Here is a 22,828-nt window from a genome sequence, read left to right as displayed (position 1 = left end):
GCGGATCATTCAACCCGCACGATCTTGGCCACGTTCCCCTTGGCCCGACACACCAGCATGGCGGCCAGCAGGTAGAACGCAGTGTTGAACCAGGACACGTCGGCGAACTCGTCATGCAGCACCATGCGGCCTATGAGGCTCACGCACTGCATTCCTGTGACCGCGCATGCGGCCCAGGCCATCAGGGACACGCCCAGCTTGTAGCGGGCATCGGGATAAGGCCGATAGCGCAGTCCAATCATCACGAAGATGACGGCGCACAATGCGGCCTGAATAACAGCGGCCATTCAACCCTCCTTCCTGGCCCGGAGGCGGAAGAACCAAGCCCACCACCTTGGCGGCTGGCCGGTCTGCATCCACTCGATGAGGCCAGAGAACGTGATCACGCACAGAGCGCCACACACGAAGGCGCTGAACCCTGCTGTCTTGGTCCAAGCCCAGCCCATCAATTCGGCAGCACCGAAGTAGCCACCGATCCAGCCAGTCAGCAGGTAGCCGATCCGGCGCCAGGTGCTCATGTCCTTGGCGAATACGACGTAGAAGAAAGCCCCGCCGAAAGAGCCGACGAGCGTGGCCAGGTCCAACTGCGGGAAGGCAGCACCCAGGCTGACGCTGGCAAGTAGGCCGGTCACTGCGAGGGCGCCGGTACTTGGTTCGGCCATAGGGGTGCTCCGGAAACAAGAGGGCCCGCCGAAATGGCGAGCCCTCGAGTACGAGAAAAAGGTGGCTACGTGCTATCGTCGGGCTTCCATCCAAAACTTTTCAGGGAGCGAAAAACGATGAATGTAACCCTCAAGTGCGCGAAGTGCGGCAGTGACAAGTTCGATATTCCGTCTAGGCCGAACAACAACTCGAAGATCACCTGCGGCAAGTGCGGTGCTGTCGAGACTTACGGAAAGCTCGTGAAGGCTGTTGGCGACAAGGTCACGAAAGACCTGCAGCGGCAACTCGGGAAACTTTTCAAGTGACCTGAGCGCCTCAGCCAGAGGGCGCAGGAAATCAGCGGCGTCCTCAACCTCTACGTCGAGTTGTAGCTTTTCCATGCATCCTCCAGAACGAAGAAAGCCCCGGCAGGTCCCGAGGCTTCAATGAAAAACCCGGCCTCGCGACCGGGTATTCCGAACTAGCCAACATAGACTGCTACGGCTATGCAAAAGCTCGGAATTCGATGTTCTCACAAAAACTTTAGGCATGTCATCACTCCTGCCAGGAGCGGCTAATACTCAATGAGTCAGCCCGGAGATAAAAGCCGCAGATCAACAACATAAAAAAAAGCCCGCACTGAGCGGGCAAGAGGGGGAAAGCCTTCAAATTCGGTGGCTGTAGAACAGCGAGTATGACTCGATGCCGTCGTTCGGTTGCTTGATGCCAGCGTTGGAATAGTGGATCGCTCGGATGCCAACCTTTTGCGTCTCGCCGATCTTCAAGCCTGCCCCAATGCGATCTTCAAAGTTGAAGGACGATCCAAAATTCTGGTCACCTGCGGAAGTGCCAGAGAACACCGCAACACCGATACCGGCTTCGATGAAGGGTTTAACGTTGCCGTTGCCAAACTCGTAAACGAACACAGGGGAGAATGACAGCGAGTGGGCTCCACCGGAAGCGTCCCCAGCTTCCCAATAGGTGTAGCCAGCATCCCAATAACCGGTTAGGCGGCCAGTGCTGCTTTCTAACCAGCTCTTATCCCAGTTAAAGCCTACTGCTGCACGAGCGGTCAAGCCGCCCTGGCTTGTAGCACCGATAGCGCCGGATAGATCAGCGGCTTGGGCTCCAGAGGCCAAAAGTGAAAACACGGCAGCAGCGATAATTTTTTTCATGATCACGGAGTCCTGATGGTTTTTTCTCAGAAAGCTATCAGAATCAGAGTGCCATCAATTCGTTCCGCTGCGCTACAAAAAACCAATAAAAAAACCCCAGCGAGATAGCTAGGGTTTGTAGGTGTCACGTTGCTTGCAAGCTGGACACGCTGCTATGAAAACAGGTGTTTATCCGCCCGCATAGAACTTTTTACGCAGCCACTCGGATTTCTTCGAGCGCGCAATCGATCCATGCCACACCAGCCTTGATAATCTCCCTTGCCTTTCGCTCAGACATGCCCGCCTCCCTTCCGACTCGCATAGCCGGGTGCTTTGAGCCGTAGTAGGCCCACACAAAGTCACCCATCTGCTGGTTGCGCTTTGTCAGCCTGGCCACGGCGCCATCGATGATCAGCGCCAGATCGTCGGTGATGACGTGCTGCCGAATACCGCCCTCGCTGGGCACGTTGTCGCGCATAAGCGCGTATAGCGGTGACACGTAGCGAGGTACCCCCATCTCGCACATCCGCCACCAACCCCACTGCTCAAGCATGTACTCAGTGTCGCCGAGGGCCTTGTCCACGTAGGTTCGTTTCTTCATGCAGCCCTCCGGGGCGTTGGGTCGGTGTCTAGGCCGAACAGTTCGCACAGCAGCATATAGGCGTGCTTGTTCTTGGCCCCACCTTGGATGATCCAGGCCTTGGCGTACTGCTCAAAGCCATGGCTGGCCCGCGAACCAAGCCAGTCCACCACGATGTCCATCAGAGCAGCAGCGCCCATACGGCCATTGGGCTTGTCCAGCATCATGCGGTTGCCCTTCTTTAGAAATTCCCGCTCCACCGGGGTCAGGATCTTGTGCGGCATGACCGCAGCGACGTTACTCATGGCCATCTCCTCGCTTGAATTTTTGATTAAACATCCTCCCTTGGGATGGATGCTGTGAGGTGCCGCAACCCGCCCAGGTAGTGGCGTCAACGGCTACAGGCCCGGTTTTCTGTCCCAGCAATGTCTCGGTGTGAATGACGGCGAACCCCTGCCCGTCGAGGTGCTGGTGCCAGGCCTCCAGAGCCTGACGCTTCAGCCCTTCGGCCGTGGTGTGGATGTAGGTGGCGTCGAGATCCTTCATGGCGTGGTTCAGCAGCAGCTCGCCCACCATGTAATCCACGCCGAGGTCGGTCCACGCTGTGCGGGCCACCTTGCGCAGGTCATGGCTTGACCACTCGCCCTTGGCCAGATCGGTGAACAAGGTGTTGGCCTTGCTCGGGCTCAGCGGTGCACCGTGGCTGCCCGGGAACAACAGCAGGCCGGTGTAACCCTGGGCGGCCTGCAGGCGCTGGTACCGGCGGAGCAGTGCGCAAGCCTGGGCGGTCAGCGGCAGCGTGTGCTCGGCCTTGGTCTTCGTGTCACCCGCCGGGATGAACCAGCGCCTCGACTCAAGGTTGACATTGCGCCAGCGCGCCAGCCGGGTCTCACCCAGCCGCGAACCGTGGCACAGCATCATCAGGGCCAGCATGCAGCCCGCCGGCTCCACCTCGAAGCGCTCGGCCATCACCGCCAGCAGGGCCGGCACATCATCCCCGCGCAGTCGCGCCGGTCGCGGCCTGATCCGGGTTCGCACGAAGTCGGTGAACTTCAGCGAGGCCATGGGATTGGCTGGCAGCATGTCCAGACGCAGGGCCTGGCGAAACGCGACCGAAAGGACGCCGTAGACCGAGCGCACGAAGGACAGGGCATAGCGCTCCTGCAGCGGCCACATCAGGCGCTGGTCGATCGCCTGCTTGTTGGTCTCGACCAGCGGCAAGTCACCAAGGCGCGGCACCAGGTGGCGATCAAGCGCTGACTTGGCGCTGGCCTTGCGTTTGGCCGACAGGCCACGGTCACGGTTCATCCGATCGCGGTACCACGCCAGCACATCGCCCACCGTGGCCCAGCTGGTGGTGGTGGACTTGGCGTCGGCATCGGCGGCACGACGAGCCAGGATCGCTGGCAGCGTGGTCAGCATGGTCTTGGTGTTGATGCCCGGGTAATCGCCAGCCTTGCCCCAGCGCCCACGCACCACGACGTGCCAGGCGCCGCGGGAACGGTCCACAGTCGAGAAACGGAACCGCAACTCCCGGTGGCGGGTGTCGCGCAGCTGGAAGACCTCACCAGCAGCGTGCCGGCGGATCTCCGCGTCACTGAGGGTAACGGTGAGGGTCTTGGTGTCGCTCATGCGTCCCTCCTCGGCCATAGGTTCAGGCCCTTCTGATCGCCAACGTCATAGCAGGCGCGGGCCTTCGCGTGGCGGTTGTTCCAGCTCTCGACAGCGATCCGCATCACATCCGCCACCTGCAGGTCATACAGGCACTCGAACGAGCCCAGGGTCAGCGTGTCGATGTTCGGCCCCTGCGCGCCGCAGTCGTGGCACCAGACGTGCGCCGAGACCATCGGGAACTCGTCAGAGGGGTCGAAGGTGTGGCCCTCAGAAATTTCGGTACCGGCTTCATCCTTGGCCGTGATGCAGGGCGGACCTTCGCAGAATGGGCATGGCGCCATCTTGATTGGCTCGGTCACAGGTCGGCCCCCTTGTAGCGCTGGGCGTAGCTGCCACGCCCAGCCTCGACCTCATCATCGCTGGGCAGCGAACCGGCGTAGGTGGCGAAACGGCCATACTGCCCCTCCTGCTGGACGATGCAGCTGCCAACCCGCGCATGGCGACACTTGGTCATCAGGATCTCCGTGAGACCGTTCTGGCCCTGCTCCGTATCCATGTCGCGATGCACCATCAGGATGCAGCTGGCGTCGGCCTCGATCTCACCAGAGTCGCGCAGGTCGCTGGATTGGGGCTTCTTCCCAGGGCGCTTGGTTGAGTCACGGTTCAGCTGGGCCAGCTCAATGACCGGGATGGCCATTTCCTTGGCCAGCTGCAGCAGGGCCTTGCTGATCTTGCCCACTTCCTCGGTACGAGATCGGCCACCACGCTCGCTGCGCACCAGGGTCAGGTAGTCGACCACGATGCCGGCCAGTCCGTGCTCGCGCTGGCACTGCCGAGCCGTGGCGCGAATAGTGGACGGCGTCTGCACCGGGTCGTCACAGACGAAGAGCGGGGCTTCCAGGGCCAATCCTACGGCACCGCTCATCCTGGCCCAGTCGTCTTCGCGCATCTGGGCCGGGTTATCCAGCTTGTGCAGAGCCACCCCTCCAAGCGAGGCGATAGCGCGCAGCCCCAGTTCTTCGCCGGGCATTTCGATGGAGAACACCAGCCACGGCTTCCGCTCCTTGACGGCGTTGTGCTGTGCGATCTGCAGGGCCAGGGTGGTCTTGCCACTGCCCGGCAGGCCGGCGATTACGGTCACCTTCTTCGGGCGAAGGCCTTGGACCAGCTCATCCAGCTTTTCGAGCCCCGTGGAGGGCCACTTCGGCGCCACCCCTCGATGCTTTTCATCCACCAGGTCGGCGGCATCTCCCATCCATTGATCCAGCCGCTTGTAACCCTTGGCCTCGCCATCAAGATTGCGCAGGTCTGCTATGGCCTGCTGGGCAGCGGCGATTACTTCGCCGGTAGGTGCCCCGGCCTGCACCATTTCCTGCGCGCCGCCTGCCACGTCAAGAATGCGCCGAATCACGCCCCATTCCTTGACATGCTTAGCGTAGGCCTTCCAGTTGGCCAGAGAAGGCACCTTGCTGGCCAGCTCAGCGGCATAGGCCATGACGTTGTCGCCACCCGGGAGCAGCCGTTGAACTGCCCCCAAGGTCACCGGATCGATGGGCATGGCTTGCTCGCGGCACTCCAGCATGGCCTCGAACAGGGCCGCATTGTCGGCGTGATAGAAGTCGGCCGAGGTCATCTGGCCGAGCATGTCCTCGACCAGGCCTTCGTCTTGCTGCAGCGAAGCGTAAATGACCGCACCAAGCACCCCGTGCTCAGCCTCGTCGCTGTAGAGAGCCCTCATGCCGCAGCCCTCTTCGATTCCCAAGTGAACCCGACTTGCTGCCCGCCGTTCTGACGCAATCGGTCAAGGGCGCGTTCGCCAATGTAGGATTTGAGGCCGTCAGCGTTCAAGTTGCTGATCACCACAGTCGGCAGCACGGACTGATACCGGCGGTCGATGATGCTGTGCAGCAGGCCCAGCTCGTACTCGCTGCCCTTCTGCGCACCGATCTCATCGATCACCAGCAGGTCCAGGCCGCCAAGATGGACTGCCACGTCACGGTCGGTGTAGCCAGAGCCAGGCGTCATCGACGCACGGGCAATGCTCACGATGTCGCCAGCCGGAATGATCAGCGCCTCGCCGCGGTCGGCCACCACCGCGCGGACGATTGCGCTGCCCAGGTGGGTCTTGCCGCAACCGACGTTGCCGGTCAGCAGCAGGCACCGGCCAGCGCGGTAGTTGGCCGGGAACTGCTCAGCATACGCCCGACATTTCGCCAGTGCCTTGCGCTGCGGGTCTCCATCGACCTGGTAGTTGTCGAAGGTCGCGCCAGCAAAGCGAGGCGTGATACCGGCAGCGATCAAGGCCTCGTTGGCTTTCTCTACTTTGTGCTGGGCGGTGGCCAGAGCGCGCTCAGCCGAGTCGCGACGCGTGGTGTGCAATGCCTCCCAGGCGCAGCGCTTGCAGCCACGCGCCAGCATCGAGCCGTCCAGCTGCTCGACTTCGGTCATGTCGACCTGGCCGTGCACGGCGCACTCGCCGGAGAAGATGCGCATGAAGGGGCGACGGTGGAAAAGATCAGAAATTCGAGCGGCCATCGTGGCTCTCCTGGTACATGTCATCGGTGTGCTGCGGAAGGTTGTTGAATGCGCTGCCTTGGGCAGCTGCGCCAGCTGGTTGCAGAACGTCGTGCCAGCGCTCGCCGTTGAGCCAGGTGGAGGCCATCGGCACGTACTGGCCGGCATTCTTGGTCCAATCCCGCGACACGCAGTGCTGGGCCAGAGCGGTGATCATCACGGCCTGCAGTTCTGCGTCAGGGTTGATCTTGCTCCAAGCCTTCAGTGCGTCCTTCCGGCTCTTCTTTTTCGGGTACAGCTTCCAGAACTGCTCGAACCCATCCGCCACCGAAGTGCACTTAGGTTTAGGTTCCTTGACTGGTTCAGAAAGGTGACTGGTTCTGGGGGCAGCTGCCGCCCCACCCCCTGGGTTTTCTCCCGCCCCACCTAGGATTTCTGCCGCCCCACCGACTGGGGCAGCTCCCGCCCCATCAGGTAGGTTCAGGTGAAACAGGTTCGACTGGTTCAGTTCGCCAATACGACGAAACTCTCGGCGCACCAAACCTGCTTTCTCAAGCTCGCGGATGTGCGCTTTTACGGTCGAGCGTGCGATCTCGCATTGATCGGCAATGTGCTGATAAGACGGCCAGCACTCGCCCTGGTCGCTGGCGTTGTCCGCCAGCTTGATCAGCACCAGCTTGCGCAGCGGGTTGCCGACCTTGGTCTTCATGGCCTTGACCATCAATTCCATGCTCATGGGTTCAGATCTCCAACTCAGCGGTGATCCGCTGGACAAACTGGTCGTAGGGTTCAGCCACCGCGATGCCCTGCTCTTCCAGCGCGACCCGATATGCCTTGGCTGTGCTGTAAACCACCCACCGCTCGCGCTCAGGCAAATTTCGAGCCCCGGCGTAACTGGGCCATGGGTCCATCACCAACGATTCGCCGCCGCAGGGCTCAGTCGCTGCAGCCAGTCCGTCCGGATCGATTGCAAGCCGTTCAAGAAACGCCTTGTTCACCTGCTCCCGAAGCTCAAGGGCAGGGAACCCGGTTAGTCGCCGAACCAGCACCCGCAAAGCCCACTGAGCCATGAGCACTTCAAACTTGGCTTCTCGCAGAGAGTCTTCCTCTGCCTCATCCGAGAAGAAGATTTCCTCAGCCAGGTCGCAGTGGTTCCAGGCCCGGTACGCGAGCTGGTCGTTGGTCAATGGTTCGAAATACGCCTCGTTGATCACCACCGGATCGGTGGGCTCCCGGCCGAACAGAGGAATCACGTTGTCGGTCATTGCGGCGCCCTCGGGTTGATCTTGAATCGCCCTTGTGGGATCTCCGGATGGGTTGCACGCTCGGATGTGACGTACGCGCATTGCTCCACGAACTGGTCAAATCGGCGCGTGATTGCCGGCTTGGGCCAGATCGCGAAAGGCTGCCCCCCTTCGTCGGAATGGCGGCTGCGCACCATGGCAAATGGCAGCGGTGCCCCTGACACTTCACGCATCACCGCGTTGACCACCCAGGCCGGCAGGCCATGGCGATTGTTGATGCGGTCGCGGATCGTGGTGATGGTCTCGAAGCCGCTGGGCACGGAATCGAGATAGCGGACCTGTTCAAGCTTGGTCGTGCGATCTTCGACGCGCTCCAGCGCCACCTGGTGGGCCGCCTGCTGCCGCTCGATGGCGACCAGCTGGTTCGCACTGGCGGCAATGAGCTCGGCCTGGGTCATCGGTCGGGCCTGCTGCCCCTCCAGTTCGTTCAGTCGAGCAAGCACGCGACGGCGCACGCCCTTCGACTCGCGCATGGCGACCAGCTTGCATTGGTCAGCGGTGAGTCGAAGCCCTTCGGACTGCGTGTTGTTCAAATTTTGCACTACGAAAGTTTCGTAGTGCTCCCCGTCGAGCTCATCCTTGCAGCGAGCAACGAAATCGTTATGACGGACCGCCCCTTCGCCGAACGCAGCGCGGGCTTCATTGACGAGCGCCAGCAGCTCAGGGGTGTCCATGGTGGTGAAGGCGGTAGAAGGCAGATTCATGCCGCACCTCCCACATCTTTTGCTTCGTGGGAGGCTGCAGCGTCACGATGGGGGTAGAGGAAGTTGCGCGTGTCGAAGACGACACGCTCCATAAGGCGCTCAAGCTCGCACACTACGGGGTTATCAAAGCCGCCGAGACCAGGGACAACCTTCGACCAATACAGGCTTTTGATGGCCCGGAACGCCTCGCGGGCTTCGTTGAAGCGTGAGATTTCCGCGGCGGTGAGGGTTACGTCATAGACGATCTCACATTGCGCTCCGCCGCCCTGCCATGCTGGGATAACTTGGCTAGTTGAATGGCTCATGCTGACGCCTCCGATCCGAAGGCCAGCCAGTCCGTGCTAACGCCGCAAGCACGAGCCATTTCTGCAACGTACGTACTGCGCTGGGATTCCCCCCTCTCAAGCTGCGAGATTGATGCCTGTTCGATGCCAATCTTCTTCGCCAGCTTGGACTGGGTCAGACCCGCCCATGCACGAGCAAGAACAAGGCGTTCACCTATTGTTCTGCAGGGGCCATCGACAGGTGGCGCACCACGTTCGGGTAAGGTGCTGTTTTGTGGCGCGCCTTCCATCTCCGGATCAACGCCGGCATGCGCTGCATAAACGAGCGCCAGCGCTGACTCCGCTGCATAAAATACGAGTGTGGCGTGCTGCGTGACGGTAGGGTCCTGCATCAGCTCACGCAGGCCGGCCAAAACGGCCTCAAGGCGATCGGTGGCGGCGCCCAAGGATTCATGAACGGGAATATCTCCAGCAGCCTCAAGCACATCGTGCAGGCCATACGTGGCGAACGGGCTCGAAAGAGTTTCGGCTTGAGGTCTCATTGCTCACCCCCGCGGCCCGCAGCGGCGGCAACGCTCTTTTCAACCGACCAAACCAATGCGCTTACGGTCTCTCCCAGGAAGCTCAGGGCGGCCATGCCATCACAGTACGCCATCTCACCCATGTTCAGGCTGTCGTGCATGTGTTGGCAGAGTTGGCTCAGGCCGGAAGACAGGGTACGGGCCGCGCGCAGAGCGTCTTCGGCGTTCATCCCAGCATCAACGCTGAGCAACTGGTCGGCAACTGGGCTGATTGGAGCATTCAAGAACCCCACCTTGGTGGTGAGGATTGCTTGCACCGATGATTGCGCGGTGGTATTTTTTGGGTGCGACATATCGCCGTCTCCTAATGAAAGACGTTTCAAGAAGGTCCCCTGCAAGGGACTGGATTTAAAGAACCCGCCGGCAAGCGGGTTTTTTTGTGCCTGGACGAAGAGGATTGTTCTTGTCCAAATCACAAAATTAGGCGCCTTTACCCTGGGCGGGCGGGCGGACTAGATGATTGCTCGCGCACTTCACACTCCTTTGAAAGCGCAAAATGCGCTTGAATTTTTGTCGAATGATTCAAGCGACAAGTGGTCGCCATTGGAAGGCCCGCAAGAGGCCCTTTAGGCAAAGAGAATCCTTGAAGCGCTCGGCAGGTGACACCGAAGTCACTGCATTTGCTCTCGGTGTCCAAGCTCACGGCAAAACCTCAGCACTGTATGAATGAACAGATCCATGGAGAGGCTGTGCCGATTGCACAGAAACTGTGATCATTTCTTCAAGGTCGGCAAGGGTCTTGCCGCTTGCTCCTACGGCAGGAAATGACCGGATTTCAAATGCAGCGCAGCGATCAGCCCCGAGGCTGACAACGTAAATGGTTCTTCCAGATCGGACAGCTTTGCTTACCGCTGCCTGTGAAAGCCCGAGACGCCGCGCAGCATCTTTCTGTCCTCGGCAGTCAACGAAATGGGTTAGAGATACAGGCGTCATGGGGCTACCTGAAAGTGGCTATTACCGGGAAAAATAACCTGCGGTGATTCTTTTGTAAATACCTGCGGTATTTGTCGCCCATAATCTACGGTTATACAATGGACGGTATGAAAAAGCGCACCCTCACTCCAGAAGAGCTCGCTGAATGCCAGGCCCTGAAGGCCGTCTACCTGGCCAGCAAGAGCAATCACGGGCTCAGCCAGATGAGCCTTGCCGAAAAGTTAGGCATCACCCAGTCAGCCGTTTCGATGTACATGAACGGGGTAAACGCCCTGAACCTGCCTATCGCGCTCGGCTTCGCGAAAGCCCTCAACGTGTCAGTGGAGGACTTCAGCCCTCGTCTTGCGAAAGAGCTCGGGGATGCTTTGCCCAATGCTGCTGGACCATCGCAACTGGGCGTCGAGACCACGCAGCCTAGAAAGGGCGACGACATGGAGCTGCTCGGTTCGCTTTCCGCCTGGGAGGACGGTGACCCCGTCGATAGCGATGAGGTAGAGGTGCCTTACTTTGCAGAGGTTGAGTTTGCTGGTGGAAATGGAATGACTGAGGTCGCGGAAATCGCCGGCAGACAACTGCGATTCAGCAAAGACACCCTTCGCGCCGCCGGCGTGAATAGCAACAGCGCCGCAGTCGCTCGGATCAAAGGCTCAAGCATGGAGCGTTTGATTCTTGATGGCGCAGCTATTGGCTTCGATATGAGCGACACGCTGATCTATGACGGCGACATCTACGCCTTCAATCATGGGGGCATGTTGAGGGTAAAGTACCTCTACCGCCTACCCCATGGGGCGGTACGTATCAGCAGCGAGAACAGTCACGAGTATCCGGACGAGATCATGAGCGCCGAGGATTGGCAGCGAGAGGTCAAGATGCTGGGGCGGGTCTTCTGGTGGTCCACAGTCCGCAGATCACGCCGTCGCTAACGCACTTCTAAGCCCGGAGACCCCGGGCTTTTTTACGTCACCTGAAAAAATATGACCGCAGGTTATTGACCGATTGTATAACCGCTGATAATTTCCTTCCCAACGACGAACACACTCTCGGGTGGCGATATGGAAATGACTGTTGGTAATTGGCATGGAATCCAAGGCTTGCTCGCCCCACGTGAGCTTGAAGGCGTACTGCACTGCGCGAACGACCGGACAGTTAAAGAGGCTGCCAGAGAGATGAATATCAGCCCGGCAACTCTCAAAAAGCGCTTGGAAAGTGCGCGTTTGAAATTAGGGGCTGGAAGTATTCGGGCCTTGGTTCTTGAGGCGTTCAAGCGCGGACTGATCAATCCAGCAGCTACTACCCTAGCAGTGATCATGGCCATTCACGGAATGATCGGTGATGACCACGATTTCACCCGTATACGTCGAGGCGGCGGTCAAGGCCGGAAAGTGGAATTACGAGTAGCAACCCGGCGCGCTGAATGCGCCCTGGCGGTGGCGTGAAACTAGCCACCTGACCTGATCCAACCCTGATTTTTGCGAAAGCCAACAAACGCGGCGGGCCTTTGCTCGCCCTGGAGAAAGTGATGAAACCACCCTCAATCAGAACGCTGGACCTGCTGATCAATCTGACTTGCGCATTTCTGTACGCGATCATTTCGCTGGCAGTACTGCGCTTCATCGCGCCATCCCTGGTCAGCAGCGAATCCGACGCCCTGGTGATTATCGGCCTGGCACTGATCGCCATCTGGCTGATCGGGTCGATCGCCCTCGCCTACCACCTTTTCAACAAGCGCCGCGCTTCTGCGGCAATCACCAATGAGGAAGACCAATGAAGCGTTTACTCGCTGCTGTATCGCTGTGTGCTCTCGCCGTCCTGGGCGGATGCTCAAAGGTTCCGGCTGGCAACGTCGGCGTCATCGTGAACCTGTACGGCTCGGAAAAGGGCGTTGAGCTCAAGGAAGTCGGCACCGGCAAGTACTGGGTTGGCATCAACGAAGAGCTATACCTGTTCCCGACCTTTACCCAGACCGAGACCTGGACTGGCGACGAGACGATCACCTTCCAAACCGTCGAGGGCATGAAGGTCGGCGGCGACGTGGGTATCACCTATGCAGTCGCTCCGGACAAGGTCACCACCCTGTTCCAGAAGTACCGCGCCGGCATAGACGAGATCACCAACAAGTTCCTGCGCAACATGGTCCGCGACGCTTTCAATGACGTTGCCTCCACCCTCCCGGTGGAAAGCGTGTACGGCGCAGGCAAGGCCGACCTCCTCACAGCGGTGGAAAAGCGTGTGCGCACCCAGGTTGCGCCAATCGGCATCAACCTCGAGCGGATCTATTACGCCTCCGATCTGGCCCTGCCGCCTCAAGTGACCAACAGCCTCAATGCCAAGATCCAGGCAACCCAGATGGCTGAACAGCGCCGTAATGAGGTCGCACAGGCCAAGGCCGAGGCAGACAAGGAGCGCGCTCGCGCCCAAGGCGAGGCCGACGCCAAGCTGCTGATTGCTCAGGCAGATGCCAAGGCGATCGAGGTCCGCGCCCAGGCGCTGCGTGCCAATCCCGACGTGGTGACCCTCAACGCCGTTGAGAAGTGGGACGGCAAGCTGCCGACCTATACCGGCGGGCAAGCCCCTCTTCCCTTCATCGGCATCAAGTGATCGCAAGGGGTGGTGAATGTCATCACCCCTACCCCTACAGGAGTTTGACCATGCTAATCCTCACCAGAAAGATCGGCGAATCCATCAAGATTTCCGACAACATCACCGTTGTTGTGCTGGGCGTGAAGGGCAGCCAGGTGCGCCTCGGCATCGAAGCTCCGGAAGGCGTAGCTGTGCACCGCGAGGAAATCTTCGAGCGCATCCAGGCCGGTCTGCAGCAATCGGCGCCGGCAAATCAACCTGAGCCCGACCGGTCCGAACCGCTGTACGCCAACCGCACCGAATCGGAGTGGCGCCAGCTGCTGGCTGAGGAACAAGCCGTGCAGGTAAATAAGGAGGTGGCCCATGGCCTTTGAATACGGCTCCCGCGAGGCGGACAAGTTCGTGGTTCGACTGCCGGATGGCATGCGTGACCAGGTTGCAGCGGCAGCAGACGCAGACGACCGTTCGATGAACTCCCTGATCATCACCGCGATTCGCAACGAACTGGATGGACGCGCCCGCGCCAACGCCCTCCTCGATGCGCTGGCCCAGGCAGCAGAATCCAAGGGGGTTCAACATGCAAGCGCCTGACCGTATCACCTTGGTTTTGAAAGCGCCCGAGGGTGGAAGCCTTGAGCAGATCCTGCCGTTCGCCCTCCGCGGTGCCCACGTATCGATCGGCCGCGGCCTGGCGGTGATCGCCGGCGCCAGCGGTGGCGACCTGCAGGCAGAGCTTGAGCAATCCCTGATAGGTGCGAGCTCGCAAGGGACTGCGTACGTGTATGCGCCTTGGAGTGACGCGCAGGTGCTGGACTTCATGTCGGTAGCACTGCGGAACGTTGTGGTCGAAGGAGACCTGCAGTACAGCGACATCAACGAAGCGATGCGCTACATGGCGGAGAAAGGCCAGCCGGCATTCTGCAAGGAGTTCAGCATCGACGAGCACGTCAAACTGGTGGCCGACGCACGCCGGTACCGCTTGCTGCGTGACCGCGAGCGCATCGAAGACCCCGATGAAGACCTGCTGGTGGTGCGTGGCGATAACTGGCTATCCGGCGAAGAGCTGGACCAGGAGATCGACACCGCACTTCGCGTGCAGGCCATGCAGCAGCAGGTGGTGCAGGAGCAGCAGCCATGAGCCAGGCCGGCCTGCTGCTTCTGCTGTGGGATGCTCTGCAGCAGCGTGAGACAACCTTTGGACAGGTTCTCGACCTGTCCGCCGCCTGCGGCCTGGACGGGCGCCGAGTGCTGGCCGACCACTTCCGGGGGTGCTCATGAGCCATCGCGATGTCAGCCCAGCTGCGATGGAGATCATCGAATCGATGGGGCTCAAGCGGGGTCGCGGGCAGATCAACTCGGTCGCATCGAGGTCGGCTGCAAAGCTCCCATCTGCGCAGATTGCAGAGCCGGCCCGGAAATTTTCTGGCCGGGCACAGCCTCTGGCCGGACCCATCAATCGCTTCATGTACTTGGAAGCGAGGAACTGGGCGATTGATTTGGTCGCCTCGCTGCGAGGCTCTCCGGTCGAGGTAGTGGTAGAGCGATTGAACGGCGCGACTGCAGGCCGGCCAGGCAGCTATGTGGCCGGCATCCAATCGGTTATCGGAGAACTACAGGCCGGAGCAAGCCATGACTAGGCGCGGGCCAGTCAAGCGCTGGACTGAGGCGGAAGATGCACTTCTTCGCGAGTTCTATCCCAGCAAAACCAACAAGCAACTTTGCGTCTTGCTACCAGGCCGGACAAAGACGGCCATCACGCTGAGGGCAGCCGGCTTCGGAATCACGAAGACGAAAGAACACCGATCAGCGATATCAAGGCAGACCTTCCTTACGACCTGCGAGGCCCTTGGGATACAGCCTGGTCAGCAACCTAGGCCAATAGGAGCAACTCACAGAAAGGGTCGGTACATCCTGATAAAAGTTGCCCAGCCCGACGTTTGGAAGCCCCTGCACACGCACGTTTGGGAGCAAGCCAACGGACCAGTACCAGAAGGAATGATTGTCGCAGCCAAGGACGGGAACGTAAGGAACACAATCCTGGAGAACCTGTGCCTCAGAACATTCTCCGAAAACCAGCTGCGCAGAAACAAACATTACAAGGACCTACCGGAGGAGATCGTTGACATCCTCCATCTGCAGAACGAACTGAAAAAAGAGATCAAGAGGAAGACCCGGAATGAAAAATAAGCTCAGCGACCTTCGCGACCATCTATTTGCCCAGCTAGAAGCAGTGCGCGAGGCCGATGACGAAAACCTGGCCAAAGAGGTTCAGCGCGCCCAGTCAGTCTCGGATATCAGTCGTGTGCTGATTGAAAGCGCAAAGGTCGAGATCGACTATTTCCGCCACATCGGCGGCGAGAACTCTGCCAGCTCGTTCATTGAGTCGAAGCCAGCCCTACCGCCAGCGAAACGAACCTGACGTGACAGGTCAGCGTGACAACCAAAACCTGACGCGTCAGGCTAGGAGTAAGGTATGAGCGAAGAAACTGAAGTGTTGACGGTCGAGGGCTTGGCCAAGCTGCTGGGCCGCACCGAGGCGTCAATCAGGGAGGGGATTCGCCGCGGCGTGCCGTGGCTACCCAGAAGCTTCAAGATGGGCAACCGGCATTGCTGGCTGAAAGAGGACGTGCGCAAGTTCCTGCGCGAGTATCGGGACGGGGAGCACCAGAAGCCGAAGCCGGGGCGGAAGCGGAAAGATCCGCCCTCGCTCTGGGTTGCCTGACCTCAGCCGAGCTTCTCGGCGAGGTCCTGCGGGCTTAGGTGTGTGTAGCGCTTGAGCATCGCCAGGGTCTTGTGACCAGTGATACTCGCGACCTCCATCATCGTGAAGCCGCGCTCGAAGAAACGACTGGTCGCCTCATGGCGCAAGTCGTGAAGGCGCAGGCCTTCAATCCCGGCGGCTATGCAGGCTCGGGGGAAGTAGTTGCTGATCGTGTTGAGGGCCAGGTTGAAGTACCGGCCGCCACCGATCGGCGTGGGCAGCCCCTCCAGCAGAGCGATCGCCCGGGAGGACAATGGCACGGCACGCCGCTCGCCGTTCTTGGTCTCTTCCAGATAGGCCACTTTGCCGCGCACCTGGTCGTGGCGCAGCATCAACAGCTCAGACCGGCGCATCGCCGTCTCCACCGCCAACTCAATGAACACCGGAAGCTGGGCATTCATCTGGCCGGCTGCCTTGTACAGCGCGGTGAGCTCGGCCGGCGTCGGGCGTCGATCCCTTTCCTTGCTGCCTTTGGGCATCCGGATAGCTCGGCACGGGTTGGTCAGTCCTTCGATACCCCATTCCTTGGTGGCCACCGTGTAGAGATGGCTGATCACCGCCAGGTTGAGGCGCACTGTCGCCGTCGACTTCCCTTCCTTGAGCTCAGCATCGCGATACGCGGCCATGTCGCTCGAGCGGATCGCGGCAAGGCCCTTGCTGGCCAGCTTGTGCTCTTTCCATTTCTTGATGCGGACCTGCTCTTGCTTGGCGCCCTTCTTGGTGGAAGTGACTTCTGACAGGTAGCGGTCCAGGGCCTCAGCGAGCGTGGTGCTCTCGGCCTCGCGCATGTCGACAAAACGCGCACGCGACATATCACCTTCGATCTCAGCGGCCCATCGCTGGGCTTCTGCCTTGGTATCAAAGGTGGCGGAAAGGGTTGGATATCCTTTGCGGCGGATCTGGGCGCGCCAGGCGTCCCCGCGCTTCTCGTAGTAGGCCATGGGGGAAATGATAGCGAACGCTTGGGGGAAATACACGCTCCCCCATTCCCCCAAAATTCCCCCAAATGAAAAAGGCCCCGAGGGCTATACAGCGCTCGGGGCCTTCAATATGGCGGAGAGATAGGGATTTGAACCCTAGGTACTGTTGCCAGTACAACGGATTTCGAATCCGTCCCGTTCGACCACTCCGGCATCTCTCCAATGCCGCGCATCATACCAGCGTTCTTTTAAAACGCAAATCTTTTTTTCAAAAAAATCGCGTGGTATCAGGCGCTTGCGTGAACGTGCCGCTTACAGCGGCACGCCCAGGCGCTTGGCAACTTCTTCGTAGGCTTCGATCACGTCGCCCAGGCCCTGGCGGAAGCGGTCCTTGTCCATCTTCTTGCGGGTTTCCTTGTCCCACAGGCGGCAGCCGTCCGGGCTGAACTCGTCGCCCAGCACGATCTGGCCGTGGAATACGCCGAACTCCAGCTTGAAGTCGACCAGCAGCAGGCCGGCGTCATCGAACAGCTTGCTCAGCACTTCGTTGACCTTCAACGACAGCTTCTTCATTTCCACCAGTTGCTCGGCGGTGCCCCAGCCGAACGCGACAACGTGGGATTCGTTGATGAAGGGGTCGCCCTTCTCGTCGTTCTTCAGGAACAGCTCGAAGGTGGACGGCTCCAGCTTGATGCCCTCCTCCACGCCCAGGCGCTTGACCAGGCTGCCGGCAGCGTAGTTACGCACCACGCACTCGACCGGAATCATGTCCAGCTTCTTCACCAGGCACTCGTTGTCGCCCAGCAGCTTGTCGAACTGGGTCGGCACGCCGGCTTCTTCCAGTTTCTGCATGATGAAGGCGTTGAACTTGTTGTTCACCATGCCTTTGCGGTCGAGTTGTTCGATACGCTTGCCGTCGAACGCCGACGTGTCGTTACGGAACAGCAGGATCAAGCGGTCGGCGTCGTCGGTCTTGTAAACCGATTTGGCCTTGCCGCGGTAAAGTTCTTCGCGTTTTTCCATGATTGGGCTCCGCTTGCTTGAGGTGTTGGGCTAGGCGATTTCGCGCCAGTCGAGCCCGTGTTCCTGATTCGCCACCTGGAGCCAGTCCGGGTCACACCCGAGGGTGTCGACAAAGCACTGGCGGGCCAAGTGTGGCAGGTTGTTCTTGCTGCTGAGGTGGGCCAGCACCAGGTGTTGCAGGTTGTTCCAGCCCAACTCGTGCACCAGGCGCGCAGCCTGGTGGTTGTTCAAATGCCCTTGCATGCCACCCACCCGCTGCTTCAGAAAAGCCGGGTAGTGACCACGTGCCAGCAGGTCGCGACAGTGGTTAGCCTCGATCAGCAGTGCATCCAGGCCCTGGTAACGCTCCAGCAACAGCGCGTCGTAAGAGCCCAGGTCGGTCAGCATGCCAAAGCGCCGCTTGCCGTCGCTGACCACGTACTGCAACGGCTCGTAGGCGTCGTGCTCGACCCGCGCTGCGGTTACTTCCAGGCTGCCGATATGCAGGCTTTGGCCACACGCGAGAAAACCGGCCACCTCCACCGGCTTGCGCATGCCGCGCAAAGTCCCTTGGCTGAGGTAGACCGGTACATTGTAGCGCCGTGACAGCAAGCCGACCCCATGCACGTGGTCGGCATGTTCGTGGGTGACCAGCACTGCACTGAGCTGAGCTGCAGAAACCCCGAGCAGCGCCAGGCGCCGCTCGGTTTCACGCAGGGAAAAGCCGCAATCGACCAGGATGAACGTGTCACCACTGGCGATCAGCGTGCCGTTCCCTTGGCTGCCGCTTCCGAGTACCGCGAAGCGCACTTAGCCCAGGTGGTCCTGAATAGCGCTCAGCACGCGGCGGGCGACATCGGCCGGAGCCACGGTGTTGATGTTTTTCTCGACCGTGACCTGCACGCTCTCACCCACCTTGCTCAGGCGAACCTGGTAACGCTCGGCACGGGCTTCACGCTCTTCCTTGGTCGGCTCGCTGCCGAACAGGCGGCTGAAGAAGCCCGGCTGGTTCTGCTTGTCGTCAGGCTTTTCGGACAGGTTGATGTAGTACAGGCCCAGGCTGCGGTTGATATCCTCAACCCGCCATTCGCCACCCTGCTCCAGGGCACGGCCCACGCCAGACCAGGCGCGGTCCAGGTCGGAGCCCAGGTACAGCACCGGGTTGCCGCTGCCGTCTTCGCTCAGGCTGACGCGGCTTGGTGCGTCGAAATCGCGCGCGGCCAGCAGCGACACCGAACCGCCCTTCTCGGCGCTGCGGTTCATGCTGGCAAGCATTTCGTCGGCCAGCAGGGCATCGGTGCCGGTATTGATGGAGGTGGATGGGAACGCAGGCTCGGCAGTGCTGCCCGCCGGGCGCTCGACGCTGACCACATACACTTCGGAGGTGTTGCGCTGCACGCCAGGCTCCATGCGCACACGTACGCGCACCTCGCTGTCGCCGCTGCTGGCAGTGCTGGCCAGACGCTGGCCAAGCGATGCCGACAGTTCATCGAAACGCTGCCAGGCGGTATTGAACTCACCCGTCTGCGGGCGCTCCTCAGCAATGCGGAAGCCGTTGTCCTCGAAGAACTGCCGGGCAACCGGCCACACTTCGGCTGGCGAATGCTGGGCCAGCACCCAACGGCTGCTGCCGCTGCGCTGCAGGCTGTAGTCGGTGACCTGGGCGGCACCGCCCGTCAACGGTTGCGGGCGAGGCACTTCAAACTCACCCTTGACGGTATCGTCAGCGACGTTACGCGGAATCGGCAGCAGCGGGTCAAGGCGTTTGACGTTGCTGGCGTCCGGCGGCAGCTGCATCGGCGCGGTCGGGTGCGCCTGCAGGTAGTCACTGCCGCGGTCGCGGAAATAGCCATCCTCGCCCCACAGCCAGCCACACCCACTGGTGGTGGAGATAATCAGGGCAAGGGCGGAAAGACCAGCCAGTCGCTTCATGCGGTGTACTTCCTCTTAAACCAGTACGCCGGACTGGCGCAAGGCAGTACGGACTTTTTCGTGGCAGCCTTCGCTCAGCCAGGTCAGTGGCAGGCGAATACCTTTTTGCATCAGGCCCATTTCGACGAGCGCCCATTTCACCGGGATCGGGTTGGACTCGCAGAACAGGTCCTTGTGCAGCGGCATGAGTTTTTCGTTGATTGCGCGGGCCTTCTCGGCATTGCCCTCAAGGGCGGCCTCGCACAGGTCCGCCATTTCGCGCGGAGCGACGTTGGCGGTGACGGAGATGTTGCCCTTGCCGCCCATCAGGATCAGCTCGACGGCAGTCGGGTCGTCGCCGGACATGACGATGAAGTCCTTGCTGACGCCATCGAGAATGGCCTTGGCGCGGGCCAGGTCGCCCGTGGCTTCCTTGATGCCGATGATGTTCGGCACGGTCGACAGGCGGATCACGGTCTCGGCCTGCATGTCGCAGGAGGTACGGCCGGGAACGTTGTAGAGGATCTGCGGGATGTCGACGGCTTCGGCAATGTGCTTGAAGTGCTGGTACAGGCCTTCTTGCGTCGGCTTGTTGTAGTACGGCACAACCAGCAGGCAGGCGTCGGCGCCAGCATTCTTGGCGTTCTGGGTCAGGTGCACGGCTTCGGCGGTGGAGTTGGCACCGGTGCCGGCGATGACCGGAATCGGTTTGGCGCTGCGTTTGACGCGCTCGACCACGTGCTTGATGACCAGGATGTGTTCTTCGACATCCAGCGTGGCCGACTCACCGGTGGTGCCGACAGCGACGATCGCATGGGTGCCGTTTTCCAGGTGGAAGTCTACAAGTTTGTCGAGGCTGCCCCAGTCAACACGCCCTTGTGCATCCATGGGTGTGACCAATGCCACCATACTGCCCGCAATCATGTAACTGCTCCTGCCGGAAAAAGAGAGCGGTAATGGTACTGGGGGCATCGACCTTGCACAAGCGAAGCAGGCGGGTGGAGCATTCCCCTCGGCGGCTTATTTCGCTACCCTTGGCCCTTTGATCGGTGCAGCGCGGCCCGCCGGGCCGTCGACCTTGCTCCCCGCCAGCGTCCAAGACCTCGCATGCGAGCCCCGGGCCCTGCCGACAGGAGGCATTTGCCCGTCCTGTGCCGACCGCTCATCGCTTTAGGAATGCTGCATGTCCACCCCCACCGTCCGCGAACAATTCCTTGTCATCAGTGCCCTGGGCCCGAACCCCATGGAGCTGGCCAACGTCCTCAGCCGCGCTGCCTTCGAAAACCGCTGCGCGGTGGTCACCTCGCGCCTGAGCCGCCACGGCGAGACCAGCGCCCTGGTGCTGCAGGTGGGCGGCAGCTGGGACGCCCTGGCACGTCTCGAATCCACCCTGCCAGGCTTGGGCAAGAAGCACGGCCTGACCCTCGACGTGGTCCGCAGCGCGGACCAGGAAGTGCGCCCGCAGGCCCTTCCGTATGTGGCCTACGTGAGCGCTGCCTACCGCCCGGACATCATCAACGAGCTGTGCCAGTTCTTCCTTGACCACCGCGTCGAGCTGGAAGCCATGACCTGCGACACCTACCTGGCGCCGCAAACCGGTAGCAGCATGCTCAACGCCCAGTTCACCGTGATTCTGCCGGCCGGCACGCAGATCAGCTGGCTACGCGACCAGTTCCTGGACTTTGCCGATGCCCTGAACCTCGACGCTCTGATCGAGCCATGGCGTCCACAGAACCCTATGTAAGGAAACCGATCATGGCTGTAGCACTCGACCAACCTGTCGCCGACTTCCAGGCCCAGGCCACCAGCGAGCAAACCGTCAGCCTTGCCGAACTCAAGGGCCAGCAGGTGGTGGTGTACTTCTACCCCAAGGACAGCACCCCAGGCTGCACCACCGAGGGCCAGGGCTTCCGCGACCAGCACGACGCCTTCGCCGCGGCCAACACCGTGATATTCGGTGTGTCGCGTGATGGCATCAAGTCGCACGAGAACTTCAAGGCCAAGCAAGGCTTCCCGTTCGAGCTGATCAGCGACAAGGACGAGGCCCTGTGCCAGCTGTTCGACGTGATCAAGCTGAAGAAGCTGTATGGCAAGGAGTACATGGGCGTTGACCGCAGCACCTTCCTGATCGACAAGGACGGGGTGCTGCGCCAGGAATGGCGTGGCGTGAAAGTGCCCGGGCATGTGGATGCCGTATTGGCGGCCGCCCAAGCCTTGAACAAGGCTTGAAATTGAATGGGGCTGCCTTGCAGCCCCAATTACATTCAAAGCATCGGTGAAACGCTAGGCTCCTGCTTGGGCCACGCATCCAGCACGGCCTTGATCAGCGTCGCCAGCGGGATGGCGAAGAATATCCCCCAAAACCCCCATAGCCCGCCAAACAGCAGCACCGCGCAGATAATCGCCACCGGGTGCAGGCTCACCGCTTCGGAGAACAGCAGCGGTACCAGCACATTGCCATCCAGCGCCTGGATGATCGCGTACACCGTCATCAGGTAGATGAACTGGTCACCCCAGCCCCACTGGAACAGCGCAATCAGGGTCACCGGCACGGTCACGACCACCGCGCCCACGTAAGGCACCACCACCGACAGCCCCACCAGCAACGCCAATAGCGCTGCGTAATTGAGCCCCAGGCTGATGAAGGCGATGTAAGTGGCAATGCCGCAGATCAGAATCTCGATACCCTTGCCACGGATGTAGTTGGCGATCTGCCGGTTCATCTCGCTGCCCACCCTGTTCAGCAAGGTGCGCTGGCGCGGCAGGTAGCCGCTGACCCAGCGGCCAATGAGTTCGCGATCCTTCAGGAAGAAGAACACCAGAATCGGCACCAGCACCAGATAGATCATGGCATTGACCAGCAGTGGCAGGCTGGACAGCGAGAAGGTCAGCGCCCATTGACCAAACTTGCCAATTTCACCGCGCACCGACTCAATGGCGTGCAATACCTGCTCGTCCGACACCAGATGCGGATAGCGCTCCGGCAGCAGCAGCAACAACGACTGCCACTTGCCGAGCATGCCCGGCAGCTCGTTGAACAGCGTGATCAGCTGGTGCCACAGCAGCGGTACCAGCACCAGCATGAACACCGCCAGTGCGCCCATGAACAAGGCGAACACCAGCATCACCGCCAGCCGTGTAGGTACGCGCACGCGCTCCAGGGCGTTGACCAGCCCCTGCATCAGAAACGCCAGCACCATGCCCGCCAGCACCGGCGCGAGCATGCCGCCCAGGGTGAGCACGGCGGTAAAAGCCAGGAACAACAGGACCGCCAGCACCACCGCTTCCTCATCGGAGAAGTAGCGCTGCACCCAGTCGCGAAGCACTTTGAACATTGACGATCC

The 22,828-nt window shown here is 60.7% G+C and carries 36 protein-coding genes, 1 tRNA gene and 1 pseudogene; 15 read left to right on the top strand and 23 right to left on the bottom strand.

From position 1 onward, the window contains the following. Positions 1 to 5: 5 nt before the first annotated feature. A complete protein-coding gene (locus LU682_RS06745) occupies positions 6 to 287 on the bottom strand; it encodes a phage holin family protein (RefSeq protein WP_060489851.1) in 282 nt (93 codons plus the stop codon). Then, positions 288 to 662 (bottom strand): putative holin, encoded by a 375-nt coding sequence (locus LU682_RS06740; protein ID WP_060489850.1) that lies wholly within the window; start codon positions 660 to 662, stop codon positions 288 to 290. It abuts the gene before it with no gap. A 33-nt stretch (positions 663 to 695) separates the two neighbouring features. On the opposite strand from LU682_RS06740, the gene LU682_RS29940 reads away from it, so the two are divergent. Next, positions 696 to 968 (top strand): ECs_2282 family putative zinc-binding protein, encoded by a 273-nt coding sequence (locus LU682_RS29940; RefSeq protein ID WP_413247405.1) that lies wholly within the window; start codon positions 696 to 698, stop codon positions 966 to 968. Positions 969 to 1,307: 339 nt separating this feature from the next. Here the strand turns inward: LU682_RS29940 and LU682_RS06730 are convergent, their stop codons facing one another. The 14 genes from LU682_RS06730 to LU682_RS06665 form a co-directional block, all read right to left on the bottom strand. Next, positions 1,308 to 1,817 (bottom strand): acyloxyacyl hydrolase, encoded by a 510-nt coding sequence (locus tag LU682_RS06730; RefSeq protein WP_060489848.1) that lies wholly within the window; start codon positions 1,815 to 1,817, stop codon positions 1,308 to 1,310. Between the two features lie 190 nt (positions 1,818 to 2,007). Then, positions 2,008 to 2,397, bottom strand: coding sequence for an antiterminator Q family protein (locus tag LU682_RS06725; RefSeq protein WP_060489847.1), 390 nt, complete (start codon positions 2,395 to 2,397; stop codon positions 2,008 to 2,010). Then, the gene (locus tag LU682_RS06720; protein WP_060489846.1) at positions 2,394 to 2,681 is read right to left on the bottom strand and encodes a hypothetical protein; all 288 of its coding nucleotides are present in this window, start codon (positions 2,679 to 2,681) and stop codon (positions 2,394 to 2,396) included. Before LU682_RS06720 ends, LU682_RS06725 begins: the two co-directional genes overlap by 4 nt. Continuing rightward, positions 2,674 to 4,008, bottom strand: coding sequence for a tyrosine-type recombinase/integrase (locus tag LU682_RS06715; RefSeq protein ID WP_060489845.1), 1,335 nt, complete (start codon positions 4,006 to 4,008; stop codon positions 2,674 to 2,676). Before LU682_RS06715 ends, LU682_RS06720 begins: the two co-directional genes overlap by 8 nt. Continuing rightward, positions 4,005 to 4,349: a Lar family restriction alleviation protein gene (locus tag LU682_RS06710; RefSeq protein WP_060489844.1), complete on the bottom strand. Its 345-nt coding sequence runs from the start codon at positions 4,347 to 4,349 to the stop codon at positions 4,005 to 4,007. The genes LU682_RS06715 and LU682_RS06710 overlap by 4 nt, the downstream gene beginning before the upstream one ends. Beyond that, entirely contained in the window at positions 4,346 to 5,728 is a 1,383-nt protein-coding gene (locus LU682_RS06705) for a replicative DNA helicase (protein ID WP_232885743.1), read from the bottom strand. The genes LU682_RS06710 and LU682_RS06705 overlap by 4 nt, the downstream gene beginning before the upstream one ends. After that, entirely contained in the window at positions 5,725 to 6,525 is an 801-nt protein-coding gene (locus LU682_RS06700) for an ATP-binding protein (RefSeq protein ID WP_060489842.1), read from the bottom strand. Before LU682_RS06700 ends, LU682_RS06705 begins: the two co-directional genes overlap by 4 nt. Then, entirely contained in the window at positions 6,506 to 7,240 is a 735-nt protein-coding gene (locus tag LU682_RS06695) for a helix-turn-helix domain-containing protein (protein ID WP_060489841.1), read from the bottom strand. The genes LU682_RS06700 and LU682_RS06695 overlap by 20 nt, the downstream gene beginning before the upstream one ends. A gap of 4 nt (positions 7,241 to 7,244) precedes the next feature. Then, on the bottom strand, positions 7,245 to 7,769 hold the full coding sequence (locus LU682_RS06690; protein ID WP_060489840.1) for a hypothetical protein: 525 nt from the start codon (positions 7,767 to 7,769) through the stop codon (positions 7,245 to 7,247). After that, complete coding sequence (locus LU682_RS06685; protein ID WP_060489839.1) at positions 7,766 to 8,512, bottom strand: hypothetical protein; 747 nt, start codon at positions 8,510 to 8,512, stop codon at positions 7,766 to 7,768. Before LU682_RS06685 ends, LU682_RS06690 begins: the two co-directional genes overlap by 4 nt. Beyond that, the gene (locus LU682_RS06680; RefSeq protein WP_060489837.1) at positions 8,509 to 8,817 is read right to left on the bottom strand and encodes a hypothetical protein; all 309 of its coding nucleotides are present in this window, start codon (positions 8,815 to 8,817) and stop codon (positions 8,509 to 8,511) included. The genes LU682_RS06685 and LU682_RS06680 overlap by 4 nt, the downstream gene beginning before the upstream one ends. Continuing rightward, positions 8,814 to 9,338 (bottom strand): helix-turn-helix domain-containing protein, encoded by a 525-nt coding sequence (locus tag LU682_RS06675; RefSeq protein WP_232108450.1) that lies wholly within the window; start codon positions 9,336 to 9,338, stop codon positions 8,814 to 8,816. The genes LU682_RS06680 and LU682_RS06675 overlap by 4 nt, the downstream gene beginning before the upstream one ends. Further along, entirely contained in the window at positions 9,335 to 9,700 is a 366-nt protein-coding gene (locus LU682_RS06670) for a hypothetical protein (protein ID WP_232108449.1), read from the bottom strand. The genes LU682_RS06675 and LU682_RS06670 overlap by 4 nt, the downstream gene beginning before the upstream one ends. Before the next feature lie 316 nt (positions 9,701 to 10,016). Then, entirely contained in the window at positions 10,017 to 10,310 is a 294-nt protein-coding gene (locus LU682_RS06665) for a Cro/CI family transcriptional regulator (protein ID WP_082423991.1), read from the bottom strand. 107 nt (positions 10,311 to 10,417) lie between these two features. On the opposite strand from LU682_RS06665, the gene LU682_RS06660 reads away from it, so the two are divergent. The 12 genes and pseudogenes from LU682_RS06660 (at position 10,418) to LU682_RS06605 (ending at position 15,612) form a co-directional block, all read left to right on the top strand. Continuing rightward, the gene (locus tag LU682_RS06660) at positions 10,418 to 11,233 is read left to right on the top strand and encodes a LexA family transcriptional regulator (protein ID WP_156351404.1); all 816 of its coding nucleotides are present in this window, start codon (positions 10,418 to 10,420) and stop codon (positions 11,231 to 11,233) included. Between the two features lie 129 nt (positions 11,234 to 11,362). Further along, positions 11,363 to 11,746, top strand: coding sequence for a response regulator transcription factor (locus LU682_RS06655; RefSeq protein ID WP_060489833.1), 384 nt, complete (start codon positions 11,363 to 11,365; stop codon positions 11,744 to 11,746). Between the two features lie 83 nt (positions 11,747 to 11,829). Further along, a complete protein-coding gene (locus LU682_RS06650) occupies positions 11,830 to 12,078 on the top strand; it encodes a hypothetical protein (protein ID WP_060489831.1) in 249 nt (82 codons plus the stop codon). Further along, the gene (locus tag LU682_RS06645) at positions 12,075 to 12,908 is read left to right on the top strand and encodes an SPFH domain-containing protein (RefSeq protein ID WP_060489830.1); all 834 of its coding nucleotides are present in this window, start codon (positions 12,075 to 12,077) and stop codon (positions 12,906 to 12,908) included. Before LU682_RS06650 ends, LU682_RS06645 begins: the two co-directional genes overlap by 4 nt. A 50-nt stretch (positions 12,909 to 12,958) precedes the next feature. Continuing rightward, positions 12,959 to 13,156, top strand: a pseudogene (gene csrA, locus LU682_RS06640) (carbon storage regulator CsrA); the annotation flags it as partial. A gap of 97 nt (positions 13,157 to 13,253) precedes the next feature. Then, complete coding sequence (locus LU682_RS06635; protein ID WP_060489826.1) at positions 13,254 to 13,481, top strand: Arc family DNA-binding protein; 228 nt, start codon at positions 13,254 to 13,256, stop codon at positions 13,479 to 13,481. After that, positions 13,468 to 14,028, top strand: coding sequence for a hypothetical protein (locus LU682_RS06630; protein ID WP_232108448.1), 561 nt, complete (start codon positions 13,468 to 13,470; stop codon positions 14,026 to 14,028). Before LU682_RS06635 ends, LU682_RS06630 begins: the two co-directional genes overlap by 14 nt. Continuing rightward, a complete protein-coding gene (locus tag LU682_RS06625) occupies positions 14,025 to 14,168 on the top strand; it encodes a hypothetical protein (protein WP_177332258.1) in 144 nt (47 codons plus the stop codon). Before LU682_RS06630 ends, LU682_RS06625 begins: the two co-directional genes overlap by 4 nt. Beyond that, positions 14,165 to 14,527 carry a hypothetical protein gene (locus LU682_RS06620; protein WP_060489824.1) on the top strand — a complete coding sequence of 121 codons (363 nt, stop codon included), beginning with the start codon at positions 14,165 to 14,167 and terminating at the stop codon, positions 14,525 to 14,527. Before LU682_RS06625 ends, LU682_RS06620 begins: the two co-directional genes overlap by 4 nt. After that, on the top strand, positions 14,520 to 15,077 hold the full coding sequence (locus tag LU682_RS06615) for an HNH endonuclease signature motif containing protein (protein WP_060489822.1): 558 nt from the start codon (positions 14,520 to 14,522) through the stop codon (positions 15,075 to 15,077). The genes LU682_RS06620 and LU682_RS06615 overlap by 8 nt, the downstream gene beginning before the upstream one ends. Then, complete coding sequence (locus tag LU682_RS06610; protein ID WP_060489820.1) at positions 15,067 to 15,309, top strand: hypothetical protein; 243 nt, start codon at positions 15,067 to 15,069, stop codon at positions 15,307 to 15,309. The genes LU682_RS06615 and LU682_RS06610 overlap by 11 nt, the downstream gene beginning before the upstream one ends. A gap of 54 nt (positions 15,310 to 15,363) precedes the next feature. Then, the gene (locus tag LU682_RS06605; protein ID WP_060489818.1) at positions 15,364 to 15,612 is read left to right on the top strand and encodes a helix-turn-helix transcriptional regulator; all 249 of its coding nucleotides are present in this window, start codon (positions 15,364 to 15,366) and stop codon (positions 15,610 to 15,612) included. A 2-nt stretch (positions 15,613 to 15,614) separates the two neighbouring features. Here LU682_RS06605 and LU682_RS06600 read toward each other — a convergent pair whose 3' ends face one another. The 6 genes from LU682_RS06600 to dapA form a co-directional block, all read right to left on the bottom strand. Continuing rightward, positions 15,615 to 16,592 (bottom strand): integrase, encoded by a 978-nt coding sequence (locus LU682_RS06600; RefSeq protein WP_060489816.1) that lies wholly within the window; start codon positions 16,590 to 16,592, stop codon positions 15,615 to 15,617. Positions 16,593 to 16,702: 110 nt separating this feature from the next. Further along, positions 16,703 to 16,792: transfer RNA gene (locus tag LU682_RS06595), tRNA-Ser, on the bottom strand. Positions 16,793 to 16,883: 91 nt separating this feature from the next. After that, on the bottom strand, positions 16,884 to 17,594 hold the full coding sequence (gene purC / locus LU682_RS06590) for a phosphoribosylaminoimidazolesuccinocarboxamide synthase (protein ID WP_003254733.1): 711 nt from the start codon (positions 17,592 to 17,594) through the stop codon (positions 16,884 to 16,886). 30 nt (positions 17,595 to 17,624) lie between these two features. Then, positions 17,625 to 18,383, bottom strand: a complete 759-nt coding sequence (locus LU682_RS06585) for an MBL fold metallo-hydrolase (RefSeq protein WP_010952377.1) — start codon at positions 18,381 to 18,383, stop codon at positions 17,625 to 17,627. After that, on the bottom strand, positions 18,384 to 19,505 hold the full coding sequence (gene bamC, locus LU682_RS06580) for an NlpB/DapX family lipoprotein (RefSeq protein ID WP_010952376.1): 1,122 nt from the start codon (positions 19,503 to 19,505) through the stop codon (positions 18,384 to 18,386). A 15-nt stretch (positions 19,506 to 19,520) separates the two neighbouring features. After that, positions 19,521 to 20,408 carry a 4-hydroxy-tetrahydrodipicolinate synthase gene (gene dapA, locus LU682_RS06575; RefSeq protein WP_003254739.1) on the bottom strand — a complete coding sequence of 296 codons (888 nt, stop codon included), beginning with the start codon at positions 20,406 to 20,408 and terminating at the stop codon, positions 19,521 to 19,523. A gap of 259 nt (positions 20,409 to 20,667) precedes the next feature. Here dapA and LU682_RS06570 point away from each other — a divergent pair, with 259 nt between their 5' ends. After that, a complete protein-coding gene (locus LU682_RS06570) occupies positions 20,668 to 21,228 on the top strand; it encodes a glycine cleavage system transcriptional repressor (RefSeq protein WP_003254741.1) in 561 nt (186 codons plus the stop codon). Between the two features lie 11 nt (positions 21,229 to 21,239). Next, positions 21,240 to 21,713 (top strand): peroxiredoxin, encoded by a 474-nt coding sequence (locus tag LU682_RS06565; protein ID WP_232857434.1) that lies wholly within the window; start codon positions 21,240 to 21,242, stop codon positions 21,711 to 21,713. A 35-nt stretch (positions 21,714 to 21,748) separates the two neighbouring features. Here the strand turns inward: LU682_RS06565 and LU682_RS06560 are convergent, their stop codons facing one another. Beyond that, a complete protein-coding gene (locus LU682_RS06560; protein ID WP_003254744.1) occupies positions 21,749 to 22,819 on the bottom strand; it encodes an AI-2E family transporter in 1,071 nt (356 codons plus the stop codon). Positions 22,820 to 22,828: the final 9 nt, after the last annotated feature.

The organism is Pseudomonas alloputida (assembly GCF_021283545.2).
In the GTDB taxonomy this organism is placed as follows: Bacteria; Pseudomonadota; Gammaproteobacteria; order Pseudomonadales; family Pseudomonadaceae; genus Aquipseudomonas; species Aquipseudomonas alloputida.
Note: the sequence above shows the minus strand (reverse complement) of the source record. Positions and strands in the feature narration are given on the sequence as shown.